The sequence below is a fragment of the Micromonospora sp. RTGN7 genome (genome assembly GCF_033804645.1).
In the GTDB taxonomy this organism is placed as follows: domain Bacteria; phylum Actinomycetota; class Actinomycetes; order Mycobacteriales; family Micromonosporaceae; genus Micromonospora.
Map to the genome: position 1 here is coordinate 193,149 of NZ_JAPZLF010000002.1, position 14,539 is coordinate 207,687.

Genomic DNA, 14,539 nt, shown 5'->3' on the forward strand with positions numbered 1-14,539 from the left:
GCGGTATGCGTGAGGACTCGCCACGCTGGGTGCAGATCAACTCGAGTGCGTACCAGCATGAGCAAGAGGGCCTGCGTGAGCTGGCGTCGTACCTCCCGGATGCCGAGCCGTTCCACGTCTGGGCCAATGTGGAGTTCGTCGGCACCGACGGCTCGATCAACGAGGTCGACGCGCTGGTGCTCACCCGCAGCGGCCTCTACGTGCTGGAACTCAAGCACTGGCAGGGCCGGATATCCGGCGACGGCCAGCAGTGGCGGCGGCGCAAGCCCAATGGCGCGACCCAGGTGGTCGACAGCCCACTGATCCTGGTCAATCGCAAGGCGAAGCGGCTGCGCAGCGTCATCCAGCAGTACGCGCCGCACGGCGCGAAGGTCCCGTACGTCCAGGCGGCGGTCTTCCTGCACGCCACGAACATGCGCGGGGACCTGGACGACATCGGCCGCCAGCACGTCTACGGCCTGGAGGGCAGCGACACCTCCCACCTGCCGAGCCTGAAGGAGCTGCTGCTCGCCCAGCCGGTCGACGCCCGCAACCGGGTCGACGCGGTCCGGGGCCGGCAGATCGTCGAGCTGGTGAAGGGCGCGCGGATCCGACCCTCGGTCGCGGACCGCCGGGTCAACCAGCTCGTGCTGCACCAGCGGCCGTTCGCCGAGGGCATCGGCTGGCAGGACTTCCTCGCCGACCACACCGTCGGCACCGAGCTGCTGCGCCGGGTGCGGTTCTATCTGACCAGCCGGGCGGCCGAGGAGGATGTACCGAAGATCAAGCTAGCGGCGGAGCGCGAGTTCCGGCTGCTGCAGGGCATCCACCACCCGGGTATCGCCCGCGCCCTCGACCTGGTCGAGCACCCGTGGGGGCCGGCGGTCGTCTTCGACCACCGCGCCGAGTGGGTACGCCTGGACCAGTGGCTGGCCGAGCGGGACGGCCGGCTGCAACTGGCCCAACGCCTCCAGCTCGTGCAGGACCTCGCCGAGATCGTCGACCACGCACACTCCCGGCGGTTGTCGCACCGGTCGTTGAACCCGCGGGCCGTCTTCGTCTGCGACCCGGAGGGTTCCCGCCCGACTCTCGTGGTGACCGACTGGCAGACCGGCGGCCGGCTGCCCGGCACCCGGGTCACCACGCTCGGCTCCCTCACCGATCCGGCCAGCATCGAGCTGTTCTTCGACGACGTGGTCCGGCGGTACCAGGCCCCCGAGGCGGCCATCCTGGAGGAGTTGCCGGGCCACCAGCTCGACATTTTTTCCCTGGGTGCGCTGGCGTACCGGATCTTCGCCGGGGTCGAGCCGGCGACCTCCGCCGAGGGGTTGCTCGCGGCGGTCGCCGACGGCGGCCTGCACCTCGACGCGGTCGCCGACGGCATGCCGGGCGCGCTGGTCTCGGCCGTCTACGACGCGACCCGGGGCGATCCGGGGCAGCGGATGAAGCGGGTGGGGGATTTCCTCACCTGGATGGACCTGGTCTGGGAGGAGCTGACCGCACCGGAGCCCGTGCCGGTGGTGGATCCGTTGCAGGCCCACCGGGGTGACGTGCTCGACGGCGGCCTGAGCGTGCTGGGCAACCTCGGCAGCGGCGCCACCGCCATCGTGCTCTCCGTCGCCCAGGAGACCCCGGAGGGCCGGCGGGAGCTGGTGCTCAAGGTCGCCCGCGACGAGCAGTACGCCGACCGGTTCGACGCCGAGGCCCGCACCATCGACAAGCTCCGCGACTCCCGGGTGGCGGCGCTGGTGCAGGGCCCGATCAAGGTCGGCAACCGCACCGCCCTGCTGTTGGAGAACGCCGGCGAGCGGACCCTCGCCGAGGATCTGCGCGGCGGTCGGCTGGCTCTGGACCTGCTGGAGCGCTACGGCCGGGACCTGCTGGAAATCGTGGCGTTCCTGGACGGGCAGGGGGTGTGGCACCGGGACATCAAGCCCGCCAACCTGGCGGCCCGTCCTCGGCCGAAGGACCGGCAGCCGCACCTGTGCATCTTCGACTTCTCCCTCGCGGGGGTGGCGGCCGACCAGCTCAGCGCCGGCACCACCGCCTACCTCGACCCGTTCCTCGGGCCGCCGCGCCGGCTGCGCTTCGACGCCGCCGCCGAGCGGTTCGCCGCCGCCGTCACCCTGTACGAGATGGCCACGGGCACGCTGCCCCGCTGGGGCGACGGCGCGAACCCGGCCACCGTCGCCGACGAGGTGACCCTCGACCCTTCGGCCTTCGATTCCTCGGTCGCCGACCGGCTCGTCGCCTTCTTCGCCAAGGCCCTCGCCCGGGACACCGCCGACCGCTTCGACACCCTCGACGAGATGACCGACGCCTGGCGGGCGGTGTTCCGGGAGATTCCGGAGCCGGCGGCGGCCACCGACGACACGGGGGCGGTCGCCCCGCTGGGTCGCACCTCGCCCCTGGAGGCCACCGAGCTGACCGCGCGGGCCCGCTCGGCGTTGGAGCGGCTGGGCTTCACCACGGTCGGCGAGCTGCTGGACGCCGAGCCGTCGGCGCTGACCCGGGCCCGGGGCGTCCCCGACGCCACCCGCAAGGAGATCCTGGCCCGCACCCGGGAGCTGCGCGACCTCCTCGACGCCGAGCGGGAGCTGCCCGCGCCCGCCGACCCACCCGCGCAGGGCGTCGAGGCGCTCTGCGCCACCCTGCTGCCGGAGGTCGTCGGCCGCACGGCCTGGCACCGCGCGGCCGTGCAGGTGCTGCTCGGCCAGGCCCCCGACGCCGAGGGCCGGTACCTGCGCTGGCCGTCCCAGTCGGAGGTGGCCCGGGTGGCCGGCAAGCAGCAGCCGCAGATCTCCACGCTGATCAAGCGGTTCGTCGCCCGGGACTGGCAGCCGAACGCCGCCCTCGGCCTGGTCCGCGACGAGATCGTCGCCCTGCTCGACGGGCGGGGCGGGGTGGGCTCCGCCGAGGAGATCGCCGAGGCGCTGATCGTCGCCCGTGGCTCGTACACGGCCGAGCCGAGGCGTACCGCGCAGGCCATCGGCCTGGTCCGGGCCGCCGTGGAGACCGAGCTGGCCCGGGGCGGCGACGCCCGGCTGGCCATGCACCGGCTGCGCGGCGGCGACACCGTGCTCATCGGCCGGGAGCCCGACGACCCGGGCATCGAGCGCACGGCCGACGACCTGCTCGGGTACGTGACCCGGCTCGGTAGCCGCGCCGCCGCGCTGGCCGGCGCGGACCCGCTGCCCACCCGGGTCCGGGCCGTGGAGGAGCTGCGTGCCCTGGAGGCACCGCCGGCCGGCGCGCCGCCGCTGAGCGACGCCCGGCTGTTGCAGCTCGCCGCCGCAGGCAGCGGCGGCAAGGCAGCCGTCAACGCGCAGGGCCAGCTCTACCCGGCGGGGATGCCCGCCGAGCGTGCGCTGCGCCTCGCCGCGGGCGCGCTGGTCGGCCAGACACTCGACCCCGAGACGGTACGCGCCAGAGTGCGCACCCGGTTCGCCCGCGCCGAGGAGCTGCCGCCCCGGCCGCAGCTCGACGGGCTGCTGCGGGAGCTGATCCCGCTGGTCTGGGACTCGAAGGACGCCCGGTACGTCCCGCCGGACCGCACCTCCTCGGTCACCGGCACGCGTTCGCTCACCACGGTCGGCCCGCGCCTGGAGCCGGACGCCGCCGCGCGCGCCAGCAGGCGACTGGACGGCGTCATCGACCGTCGCGGCTTTCTGGTGGCGCTCACCTCGATCCGGCGGACCGTCCACGCCCGCCGGGCCCTGCTGAATCGGTACGACCTCACCGAGGTCGACGTCACCGCGATCATGCTGGAGCGGCTGCGGTCGCTCAGCTTCCCCTGGGAGGTGATCGTCGCCGCTGACACCGGTTCGCCGACCGACGCCGACTTCCGGTCCCTGGTGGAGCTGTTCCAGCACGAGGTGATGCCCGCCGTCGAGCGGAAGCTCGCGGAGACCGACCGGCCGGTGCTGATCACCGAGGCCGCTCCGCTGGCCCGCTACGACCAGCTCCGGCTGATCCAGGAGCTGGCCGACCCCACCCGGCCCCGCCCCGCCGCCCGGCTGCTGCTGCTGCCCGTCCGCCACAACGAGTTGGTGCTGCTCGACGGCCGGCAACTCCCGCTCACCTCGCCGGCCAGCCAGTCCCTGTGGCTGCCCGAGGAGTGGAGCAACACCGCCACCCCGCAGATAAGGAACGCCCCCCGATGATCCCCCTGAAGGCCCTGCAGGCCCAGGTCACCGCTCTCACCGACGACCTGCGCGGCGTGGTCGCCCGGGACTCCGAGCTGGAGTCGTCGCTGACGAAGGAGCACGCCCAGGCGAAAGACGCGCGGCGCACGGCGGGGACGTTCGAGACCTGGCTGGAGGACGTCCTCGACCAGGCGGCGGTGGCCTGGGTGCTCGGCTGCGTCTTCGTGCGCTTCTGCGAGGACAACGAGCTGGTCGAGCCGCTCTGGATCGGTGGCCCGGAGCCGACCGCGCCGGTCGAGCGGGCGGTGCAGCACCGCCAGCAGTACCTGATCGACAACCCCCGGCACAACGACCGGCACTGGCTGCGCGAGGCGTTCCAGTACCTGCGCGGACTGCGCGCCACCGGCAAGATCTTCGACGAGCACAACCCGGTGTGGCGGTTCGACATCTCGGGCGAGGCGGCCGAGCGGCTGTCGGAGTTCTTCCGGCGCGGCCCGGGCCTGGCATCGCTGCGGGTCGAGGGCCTCGACACCCGCTTCCTCGGCGACCTGTACCAGGACCTGTCGGTGCACGCGAAGAAAACGTACGCGCTGCTGCAGACGCCGGACTTCGTGGAGAAGTTCATCCTTGACCGCACGTTCGAGCCGGCGGTGAAGGAGTTCGGGCTCTCGGAGACCTCGGTCATCGACCCGACCTGCGGGTCGGGGCACTTCCTGCTCGGGGCGTTCGGCCGACTGGTTGACAGGTGGCGTGAGCGGGAGCCTGCGACGGACGTGCGGGTGCTGGTGGAGCGGGCGCTCGGGCAGGTGACCGGGGTGGACATCAACCCGTTCGCGGTGGCGATCGCCCGGTTCCGGATGCTGGTCGCCGCGATGAAGGAGTGCGGGCTGACGTCGCTGGAGCGCACGCCGGCCTGGCCGGTGCGGGTGGCGACGGGCGACTCCCTGCTGCACGGGGGGCGGACCTCCCGACACCAGGGAGACCTGTTCGAATACGGCAAGGGCGGGAGCGGCTTCGCGTACGTCACCGAGGACGCAGACACGATCGGCGATTATCTGCGTGAGGGGCAGTACACCGTTGTGGTCGGTAACCCACCCTACATCACCGTGAAAGACAAAGCGCTTAACGAGCGTTATCGCAAAGAGTACTCCATGTGCGCAGGTACTTACTCCTTGTCGGTGCCGTACGCTCAACGCTTCTTCGAACTTGTGAGGAGATCGGATCGCGACGGTGATGGAGCGGGTTGGGTTGGTCAGATAACTGCCAACTCGTTCATGAAGCGCGAATTCGGTAAGCGGCTGGTGGTCGAATTCTTTGCCGGCGATGTTGAGCTTCGTGAAGTCATCGATACTTCGGGCGCGCACATTCCCGGCCACGGAACGCCCACGGTTATTATTGTGGGGCGCAATCGGGCCGTCAGTTCGCGTTACAGCAGGGCGGTGAGGGTTATTCTAGGTAAGCGCGGCGAGCCCTCGCAGCCGTCGAACCCGGAAGAGGGGTTTGTCTGGCGAGCGATCGAAAGGCAAATCGAGCAACCGGGATCCGAATCAGAGTGGGTAACCGCTGCCGACCTTCCACGCGATTTTCTGGCCAGTCATCCGTGGAGCCTCTCGGGGGGTGGTGCAAATCGAGTAATGCAAAAGGTCGAGTCTCATCCTTGCAAGCTGGCCGATTTGATCGATGGTCCAATTGGTCGTGCTGTCAGGATTGGTTCGGACGACAGCTTTTCACGCCCCCGTTTAATCGTTCATGCTGAGAAGTCTGACCCGTCAAGGCTTCGGCCGATTGTCAGGGGAGAAGATGTTCGCGACTGGCGCGTGTGTCCAGCTGGCCTGATCTGGTACCCGTACCTGGGGGACGATGCTGCCCCCGGTCTGGAAGATGAGCTTTGGCCGCTGCGGTCGCTTCTTGCTGCGCGACGCACCTTCCAGGGAGTAATGGCCGACGCTGGCCGCGAATGGTGGGAGTTTATGCAGCACACCTCGTCTGCATACACGACGCCGCTATCAATTAGCTTTCCGAACGTTGTTACGCACAACCATTTCTCGCTCGATCGAGGCGGTAGCATATTCGACGCGCATGCTCCAGTTATCAAGCTTCCGAAGGGGGCGACGGAGGACCAGCACTTGCGGCTACTTGGGGTGCTGAACAGCTCGGCAGCGTGCTTCTGGCTCAAGCAGGTTAGTCAGGATAAGGGTAACCGTGGCGGCGAGCGGTCAACTGCTCGCTTTGCCTGGGAACGCTTCTTTGAGTTCACGGGCGCACGCGTACAGGAGCTTCCGCTGCCTGAGGCGTATCCATTGGAGCGGGCTCAGATGATCGACTCGCTGGCGCAGCGTCTTGCCGGCCTGACCCCGGCGGCGGTTGCGGAGTCAGGGGTTCCGGTGCGAGAGAGGTTGCGCGCGGCGCACTACGAGTATGCCCTGACGCGTGCGCGGATGATCGCGGCGCAGGAGGAGTTGGACTGGGAGGTCTACCGGCTCTATAGGCTGTGGGACGACGATCTGACCTGCGCGGAACCGCCGGAACTCAAGTTGGGGGAGCGGGCGTTCGAGATCCTGTTGGCTAAAACCGGCTCTGAGTCCGAGTGGTTCGCGCGGCATGGGTCGACGCCGATCACCGAGATGCCGGCGCACTGGCCGGACGACTACCGGGCGCTGGTGCAGCGGCGGATCGAGGTCATCGAGTCGGATCGCAACATCGGGCTGATCGAGCGGCCGGAGTGCAAGCGGCGGTGGGCCACCGACGGCTGGGACGCCATGCAGACCAAGGCGCTACGGGACTGGCTGCTCGACCGGTTGGAGGCCCCGGAGCTGTGGGGCGACCGTCCGACGCCGCAGTCGGTGGCGCAGCTCGCTGACAAGGTGCGCCACGACGACGACTTCCGGTCGGTGCTGGAGGTGTGGGTCGGGCGCGACGACTACGACCTGACGAAGACCCTCGGCAAGCTGGTCGCCGAGGTGCATGTCCCCTACCTTCCCGTCTACCGGTACAAGCCATCCGGGCTGCGGAAGCGGGCGCAGTGGGAGCGGACCTGGGCGCAGCAGCGGTTGGAGGACGCGGGCGAGGACGTGCAGATCGCTGTCCCGCCGAAGTATGCCCCGGCCGACTTCGCCAAGCCGTCGTACTGGCGGGCGCGAGGCAAGCTCGATGTGCCGAAGGAGCGGTTCATCTCGTACCCGAAGGCGGGCCGGGACAGCGACGGCACCGTGCTGCTCGGCTGGGCCGGGTGGGACCACCTCGCCCAGGCGCAGGCGCTGGCGACCGTCTACCTGGACCGCAAGCTCCAGGCGGCCTGGCCGGCGGAGCGTCTGCTGCCGCTACTCGCTGGCATCGCCGAGCTTGAGCCGTGGCTGCACCAGTGGTATGCCGACGAGCGACCCGACTTCCCCGGGTCGCCCGCCCAATTCTTCACCGACCTCGTTGACGCCGAGCTGTCCCAGCTCGAAGCCGACCGTCCAACCCTGGTCGCTCTGCGAGGGCTGAGCGACCAGGCCAGCAACCGTGAGTAGGAGAGACGAAGGCATGGGCAGTGGGCAGCAAGCCAGCCGGTCGCCGCAGTTGCTGCTGCAGTTGCGGGGCGGGGCCAACGTGCGAGGCCCGCAGCACTACGAGCATTCCGTCAAGCGGGGTATTCGGCTGACGGAGATCGCGGCGGAACTCGGGCCCGAGCTGGCGGTCCTGCAGCGGCTCTACCCGCATGGCGTCGCCCGCCTGTGGGGGTCGACACCAAGCCAGCAGACGAACAACGCAAAGGTACGCGCGCTCCGCGATCGCCGGGTCGGCGATCACGTCCTCTTCTACGCCGAAAAGACCTTCTACGCCCGCGCCCGGATCCTGCACCTGTTCCGAAATCCAGCAGTGGCAAAGCGTGTCTGGCAGACCGACGACGACGGGCAGACCTGGGAACACATCGTGGCGCTGGGCGAGGTCGAGCCACTCGCCCGCTCGGTACCGGCCGAGCCCATCCTGCGCCGTCTCGGGCTGCCCGTTCCGCTGCGAAGCCTCACCCTGGTCAGCGCCGCCGAGTACGCCTCCATCTCGCCGCTCCTGCCGGACATGCCTGGCCCGGTGCCGCCGCCAGAGCCGCCTGCGCCGTCTCGGATGAACCGCAAGCGGTTCTTCGCGGCCGTGCAGAGTATCGTCGACTTGTCCCGCCGTCGCCGGTGTGACGCGGCGGCCCGGAACCAGCCGCTGACGATGCTGTGGGCCATCGGGAGGATCGCTGCCGGTGAGAACCGGCTCACGGACTGGGCCGACGCCAGTATCAGTCTCAGGCCTCTCGTCGAGCGGTATGGCGAAACAACCATGCTCGGCGACCCTGCCGAATACCCGTTGGGTCCGGTTGCCGGCAGCGAACTATGGGAGATCAGGACTGCGGAGAGCTGGGAGGTCGAGCCCTCTGGCTTCCATGGACGGGCGGTGCTCGGCACCCTCAACATCTCCTTTTTGGGCTTTTCTCCTGCCGTCGCGGAGCTGCTGGGCAACGTCGAAATGCGGGGCCGCGCCGTCGCGATGCTGTCTAGGTCGTTAATTCCAAACGTCGACTGGCCGGCGCTGCTGGCCCAGGTCGGGCTTGCCGGTTACGACTCCGCAACCGGAGCGCTTGATCTCTCGTCGCTGACTGCCGGCGAGCCAGACTCGAACGGGCCGGTCAAGAGAAAGTCCGTACAGGTCGACCGCATCGTCCGCAGCAGCAAGTTCGCGGAGGCCATCAAGCGGCTGTACGGCGACCAGTGCCAGGTCTGCGGGCTTCGGCTGGAGACCCGCGACGGGTACTACAGCGAGGCGGCGCACATCCAGGGACTGGGGAAGCCGCACGACGGCCCGGACGAACTCAGCAACTTGCTCTGTCTCTGTCCCAACCACCACGTTCAGTTCGACTGCTTTGCGATCTACATCGATGACGAATTCATGGTGCGGCGGACAAACGACGACACGGCAATCCGCCAGTTGCATCGACACGAGAGCCACGCCATCGGGGAGAAGTACATGAGGTATCACCGCCGCTTCTGCGGCCTCCCCAAGTGATCTCCAAAAGCGAGCCGGCGTGCGCGCACTGAGCCTGGCGCAGCAGCTGCTCCTCCGTGATCCCGACGCACTCCCGCATCAGGATCGCGGAGGAGCAGACGCTGGTTAGCGGCAACCCTTGGTGGCCGCCACGAAGGTGCTCCAAGTGCCGGCGGTGAAGGTGAGAACCGGGCCGGCGGGGTCCTTGCTGTCGCGTACGGCGACGATGTCGGACAGGTTGTCGGCGACCTCGACGCAGTCGCCGCCGTTGCTGCCGCTGCGGGTGCTCTTGCGCCACCGCGCGCCGGTCAGATCAGCCATGGTGGACCTCTCCGATGATCTTGTTGATAAAGTGCCTTGATTGTCCTTCATCAAGGGCGAGCTGATCCAGGCTTCCCCAGACCTTCTCGTAGGCGGCGAACTCGTCCGGCCGGTCGAGGTAGAGGGCTCCGGTCCACGACTCGCTGTAGATCACCGGCGGCTCCGGTGTCGCCCGGTTGCCGAGCGGGAACTCCAGCATGACGAAGGTGCCCGCCTCGACGCCTCGGTGCAGGCCGACCGACAGCGGCAGAACACGGATGCCCACCGACTTTCGCTCACCAACTTCGAGCAGATGACGCAGTTGCTCGGCCATCGTGGGCCGGTCTCCGACTATCCGCAGAAGCGCGCCCTCCGAGATGACGACCTTCATCTCGGGTGCTGCGGGCAGCCGGCGGGTCAACAGAGACTGTCGCTGTAGTCGTACCTGAACCAGCCGTTCGCGTTCCTCCTCGGTCACCTCCGCGCGATGCTCGTAGACGGCGTGCGCGTAGCCACGGGTTTGCAGTAGGCCGGGAATCAACGACTCGTCGTATCGCCGGATCCGGCAGGCGGCGGATTCGAGGCCCACGTATAGCTCGAACCAGTCGGGTATCGCGTCGCCGTAGGCGTGCCACCAGCCCTTCGCCTTGGTCTCACTGGCCAACGCGGCAAGCGCCTGGGTCAGCGGGGCCGCAGCCTCGTACAGCTCGCACATGGCGCGGACGTCGAGGCCGCGCACCGAGCCGAGCCCGCTCTCGATCCGCCACACCTTTTGCCGGCTGCACTCCAGCGCCTCGGCGGCGGCGTCCAGGGTTATCCCCGCCTCGGTGCGCAGGTCACGCAACGCCTTGCCGAGCCGGCGTCGGGGCACTGTCGATCCCATGTCCTCGGTCATCCGGCCTCCCTCCGTTGAATTTTGCAACATCTCGACGCCCACTGGATGCACGGGAATGTTGCGCACGAATAACTGAACAGTATGGGCTGACATTGGTTGTGATAGTGCCCCTGACCTTACAAGATGGCCCTGACAAAGGCGATGACCGTGGAATTCCCACCGTCTATTGAATGCCGCTCCCTATTGGTCATCGAGGAGGTGCTGGCGTGCGCGCGTTTCCCCGTCATCCGTGTCCGGTCGGGTCGCCGAGGTCGTCGGCGTGCCGGGTTGCCGACCACGTACCGCTGGAGCCCTGGCAGGTGCGCGAGCGCCGGTTCACCCGGTGCGGCCGGCGCGGGGTGGACTCGGTCGAGGTCGCCGCATTCCTCGACCAGGTCGCCGACGAACTGGCCGAGGTCTACGCGGCGCTCGACAGCAGCCGTCGGGAGATCGAGCGGATCAGAGAAGTCCTGCGGGCCTGGCAGTCGCAGCGCGCCCGCGCGGACCGGGCGGCCCGGCGGTGAGCGCGCGCTGGGTGGTGCACCTGCCGTTCACCGCCTCCGACCTGCCCACCGCCCGCCGGTTCGCGGCGGCGCTGGCCCGCTCGGTGACGTTCCTGCCCGAGGTGGACGCCGGCGAGACCACCGTGTCGGCCGAGGACGAGCAGGGCGTACGCCAGCGTGTCTTCTGCGACCTGCCGCTGCCCCGGGGGCCGCGCTGCGTGCGCCGCACCGACCACGACGGGCCGTGTTCCGCCCGTCCGCCCCGGTGACCGGCGTGACCACCGTCGACTGCCCGGACTGCGACGGCATGACCTTCCGGCTCGACCCCTGCCGCTGCACCCACTACGGCAACCGGCTCCTGGCCGACGACGACGGCAACGACAACGACAACGGTCCAGCCGGCGGCGCGGGCGGGCGTCGGGAACCGTACCGCGGGTGTGCGTTCTGCCGGGGTGCCGGCACGGTCGCGGTGGCCTGCCACTGCTGCGGGCGGCGCGGCCGGCGGCGCGCGCAGCTTGTGCTGACCGTGGCCAACCTGGACACCGGCGCGGTCGCCTCCCACGAGGTCGTGCCCGACGACCTCGACCCCCAGTGGTGCCTGGCGGGTGGCTGGGCGGTCGAGCTGACCCCCCGGCTGCGCGAACTGGCCGCCGAGGCGGGTGTCGGGGACACCGTGGACCCGCTGACGGTACGGCTGCCGGCAAGCTGGCGGCCCGACCTGCCGGCGGCCGAGCGGCACGAGCTGGCGGCGCGGGCCGTCGCGGAGGCCGCCCGGCCGGCGTGGCGGGTGCTGGTGGGCCGGTCGGCCGCCCCGCCCCCGGTCGACCCGGCGCGGCGGCTGGCCCGGCTCTGCGCGGTGGCCGACCTGCTCCTGCTCGACCTGGTCGTGGAGGCCCGCCGGCACGGCGGCGGGCTGCGCTGGGCCGTCCGGTACGAGGTGCCAGGCTCCCCGGTGCCGGACGGGCCGCCGGAATCGCGCTTCACCGACCTGGCCGCCGGCCTGGCCGGCACGGACGTGGCCGACGCGCTTGCCGGGCTCGGCGAGCGCGGCCGGGACGCGCCCGCCCGGATGCTCAGCCCCGACCCGCTCCGGCCGCTCATCCCGGCGACGCCCGACGTGGCGGAGGTCGCCCGCCGGGTGCGCGCCGACTGCACCGCCTCCGGGGCGCAGGCCGTCTGGCGGGACGGCCGCTGGTGGCACACCGCCCTGCATGCCGGCGAGCCGGTCGAGACGCTGGTCGAGCAACCCACGGGGCAGGTGGTGCGCCGGACCCGGGTGCCGCTGCGCCGGTCGGTCGAGCCGCCGGACCCGCCGTGGCTCGGCGAGCCGGTGCCGTCAAGGCACTGCCCGGACTGCCGCCCGGCGCGGTCCTCGGTGCTGACCTGCACCACCTGCGGCGGCGCCCGCCGGCTGCACCAGGCTGCCCTGGTCACCCTGACCGACCTGCGGCACCGGGTGGTGCACCTGACCTGGCGGACCGGCACGCCGGAGGCGGCCTCGGCGGTGAGCGTCCGGCCGGGCGGCCGGGCCGTCGTCCGGCTCCCCGACCGCTACCGGCTGGGTGCCTGGGCGGCCGTGTTCGGCGTACGCCCGGAGGACCTCGCCGAGGCCGACGGCGGCCACGACATCCCACCGGACGTGCGCGAGGGCTACGTCGCCCTGCCCTGGGCGGGCGCGGACCCGGTGGGGGAGCAGGTGCGCGCCGTCGGCCCCGGGCTGCCCGCCGCGCGCCTGCTGGTGACCGCGGTACGCCCCGACCCGCCGCCGCTGGCCGAGCTGCTCCGGCTCGCGCTCGGCCTGGACCTGGCGCTGGTGGTGAACGTGCTCGACCTGCGTCGGCACCCGGCGGGGGCGATGCGGGCGCACGGCGTGCTCTGGTCGGTCGAGCTGCGCTCGCCGGCCGCCCCGGTGCACCCCGACGACCTGCCGTGCCGGCCCAGCCTGGAGGCGGCCGTGGCGCACTGCCTCGACGGCCTGGACGTCGCCCTGCCCGAGACCGTGCCGGCGGACCCCGGGGTGCCGGTCCCGGTGCCCCGGTCGGCTCCCCGCCCGCTGCCGCCTGACCCGGTTCCGGGGCTGCGGCGGCTGGCGGCGCAGCATGCCGGCCTTCCGTTCAGCGTCCGATTCACCCGGGGCGGCTGCGCGATTTATCGCCACGACGACGACGGCCCACGGCTGCTGGTCGAGGGCACCGACCTGCCCAGAGTTGGAGGGCTTCCCTGAGCTTGCCAGCCTCTGACCCTAATTCCGCTCCCGCCAAATGTCCGAAGAGCACCGATAAGGAATGGCGGTGACTATCTGGGCGGGGCTATGGCCTGCGGCCTGAGATTGTTGTAGGTGTCGCTGCCACCGCCTATGGTGAACCCCAGCTTGGGGAAAGGACAAGACGTGACCACTGAGGACAAGACATCCGTGCCGGTATGGACACTGGCTACGGAGGCAGTCAACGTGCCGGACGTGCTCGCCGATGAGGGCATGACACCAGCCCGACTCGCAGAGTTGAGAACCGTCCTGGCCACGCTCGCGGATTCCCCCATCGCCACGCTGGAAGCGCATCCGGTCCTGACCAAGCGCGACCGGAACGGCGGGATTGCGCTGCATGCCGCCAGTCCGCTCGCCAAGCAGTTGTCGCAGCTCGTGGGTCAGACAGCGAAATCAGCTCCTCCGACGCTGAACGTTGCCGCTACGGGTGAAGTGCTCTATCGAATGGTGGTGCCGGCGAAGGTCGCCGCGCAGTTCGGTACCGGGCTTGTGAAATCCATGGACGCGAAGCTGGTCGTAGGCGGTGTCCGTGGCCCGCTGGTCAACTCCATGGGCACGATCGTGGGCGGTGCCACGTTCGTGCCCGTTACTTGCCGGACCGCTGTCGCAGGTGCGGCGACCGGCTCGGCCGCCACGGCGGGTCTGGCCGTGGCCAGCGCCGGGGCGTTGACTCTGGCCGCGCCTCTTGTGCTGATGGCCGTCGCGGTCGGCGTCAGCGCCCACGCCGACCAGCAACGCCAGCAGGCGATCGAGCGGATCACCGATCTTCTGGAGCAGTTGCACCAGGAATACCTGGAGAAGGAGCGCGGCGAGCTGGACGGTTGCCGTGACGCGATCGACAAGGCCACGTCGATTCTGCTCGACCAGGGCAGGATTGGCCTGTCGTTGGGGCTGGATTCCTCGTCCTACGCGATCAGCACGGCGATCGAGCGCACCAAGCGCCGCCTCAACAGATGGCAAGCTGCGGTGGCTGCGCTGCCCGAAGGGCCGGTTGAGGTCGGTCAACTGACCAAATCCTTCACCGGAATCAACGGGGAGGGCGGCGAATTCCGTGCGCACCTGGAGCTTGCGCGACTCGCCATTGCTCTCAAACGCCGGGTGCTCGTGCTCCAAGCGGTTGAGCACGCGCAACTGGCGGAGGCGGGCAACCCGTTCAACAGATTCATCGGAGCATTGCGTGACGATGAGCGCCGCATCGACGAGTTGGAATCAGGCATCGAATCTGTCCTGCTTCGACTGTCGACCCTTGAGGTGAAGCGTCAAAGCGGTTTCCGCAGCATGGTCTTCACGCAGGGCGAGGTCGACGAACTGCTCAGGGCCGCCTATCGACTTCGCGCCCTGGGCGATGGCCTCAGCGTGGGATCCCACCAGGGCGACGTGGCGATTGAGATCGAACGAAGCCACAACGGATCGCTCGTGGTCTTTCCGGCAGCCGCCGCCTGACCAACCCCGCGCGCGTCCAGCG

9 protein-coding genes are annotated in these 14,539 nt (G+C 70.0%); 7 read left to right on the top strand and 2 right to left on the bottom strand.

The genetic code is table 11. The features are described 5' to 3' along the window. The first annotated feature begins 5 nt into the window (after positions 1-5). Genes pglW through SNR22_RS04240 form a run of 3 tightly spaced genes read left to right on the top strand, consistent with a single transcriptional unit; the run spans position 6 to position 9,155 of the window. On the top strand, positions 6-4,142 hold the full coding sequence (gene pglW, locus SNR22_RS04230) for a BREX system serine/threonine kinase PglW (RefSeq protein ID WP_320065113.1): 4,137 nt from the start codon (positions 6-8) through the stop codon (positions 4,140-4,142). Next, positions 4,139-7,636 (top strand): BREX-2 system adenine-specific DNA-methyltransferase PglX, encoded by a 3,498-nt coding sequence (pglX, locus tag SNR22_RS04235; protein ID WP_320065114.1) that lies wholly within the window; start codon positions 4,139-4,141, stop codon positions 7,634-7,636. The genes pglW and pglX overlap by 4 nt, the downstream gene beginning before the upstream one ends. Before the next feature lie 13 nt (positions 7,637-7,649). Beyond that, on the top strand, positions 7,650-9,155 hold the full coding sequence (locus SNR22_RS04240) for an HNH endonuclease (protein ID WP_320065115.1): 1,506 nt from the start codon (positions 7,650-7,652) through the stop codon (positions 9,153-9,155). A 105-nt stretch (positions 9,156-9,260) separates the two neighbouring features. Here SNR22_RS04240 and SNR22_RS04245 read toward each other — a convergent pair whose 3' ends face one another. Together SNR22_RS04245 and SNR22_RS04250 are read right to left on the bottom strand one after the other, a co-directional pair. Further along, positions 9,261-9,455 carry a DUF397 domain-containing protein gene (locus SNR22_RS04245; RefSeq protein WP_320065116.1) on the bottom strand — a complete coding sequence of 65 codons (195 nt, stop codon included), beginning with the start codon at positions 9,453-9,455 and terminating at the stop codon, positions 9,261-9,263. Further along, entirely contained in the window at positions 9,448-10,329 is an 882-nt protein-coding gene (locus SNR22_RS04250) for a helix-turn-helix transcriptional regulator (RefSeq protein ID WP_320065117.1), read from the bottom strand. Before SNR22_RS04250 ends, SNR22_RS04245 begins: the two co-directional genes overlap by 8 nt. A 206-nt stretch (positions 10,330-10,535) precedes the next feature. Here SNR22_RS04250 and SNR22_RS04255 point away from each other — a divergent pair, with 206 nt between their 5' ends. The 4 genes from SNR22_RS04255 (at position 10,536) to SNR22_RS04270 (ending at position 14,517) form a co-directional block, all read left to right on the top strand. After that, complete coding sequence (locus SNR22_RS04255) at positions 10,536-10,832, top strand: DivIVA domain-containing protein (protein WP_320065118.1); 297 nt, start codon at positions 10,536-10,538, stop codon at positions 10,830-10,832. Continuing rightward, positions 10,829-11,080 carry a hypothetical protein gene (locus SNR22_RS04260; protein ID WP_320065119.1) on the top strand — a complete coding sequence of 84 codons (252 nt, stop codon included), beginning with the start codon at positions 10,829-10,831 and terminating at the stop codon, positions 11,078-11,080. Before SNR22_RS04255 ends, SNR22_RS04260 begins: the two co-directional genes overlap by 4 nt. Before the next feature lie 5 nt (positions 11,081-11,085). Then, complete coding sequence (locus SNR22_RS04265) at positions 11,086-13,035, top strand: hypothetical protein (RefSeq protein ID WP_320065120.1); 1,950 nt, start codon at positions 11,086-11,088, stop codon at positions 13,033-13,035. Between the two features lie 165 nt (positions 13,036-13,200). Next, positions 13,201-14,517 carry a hypothetical protein gene (locus SNR22_RS04270; RefSeq protein ID WP_320065121.1) on the top strand — a complete coding sequence of 439 codons (1,317 nt, stop codon included), beginning with the start codon at positions 13,201-13,203 and terminating at the stop codon, positions 14,515-14,517. Positions 14,518-14,539 lie beyond the last annotated feature (22 nt).

Bases quoted from the DNA above. Each gene is read 5' to 3' on its own strand.
- pglW (WP_320065113.1), top strand. From the start codon at position 6: ATGCGTGAGGACTCGCCACGCTGGGTGCAGATCAACTCGAGTGCGTAC.
- pglX (WP_320065114.1), top strand. From the start codon at position 4,139: ATGATCCCCCTGAAGGCCCTGCAGGCCCAGGTCACCGCTCTCACCGAC.
- SNR22_RS04240 (WP_320065115.1), top strand. From the start codon at position 7,650: ATGGGCAGTGGGCAGCAAGCCAGCCGGTCGCCGCAGTTGCTGCTGCAG.
- SNR22_RS04245 (WP_320065116.1), bottom strand. From the start codon at position 9,455: ATGGCTGATCTGACCGGCGCGCGGTGGCGCAAGAGCACCCGCAGCGGC.
- SNR22_RS04250 (WP_320065117.1), bottom strand. From the start codon at position 10,329: ATGACCGAGGACATGGGATCGACAGTGCCCCGACGCCGGCTCGGCAAG.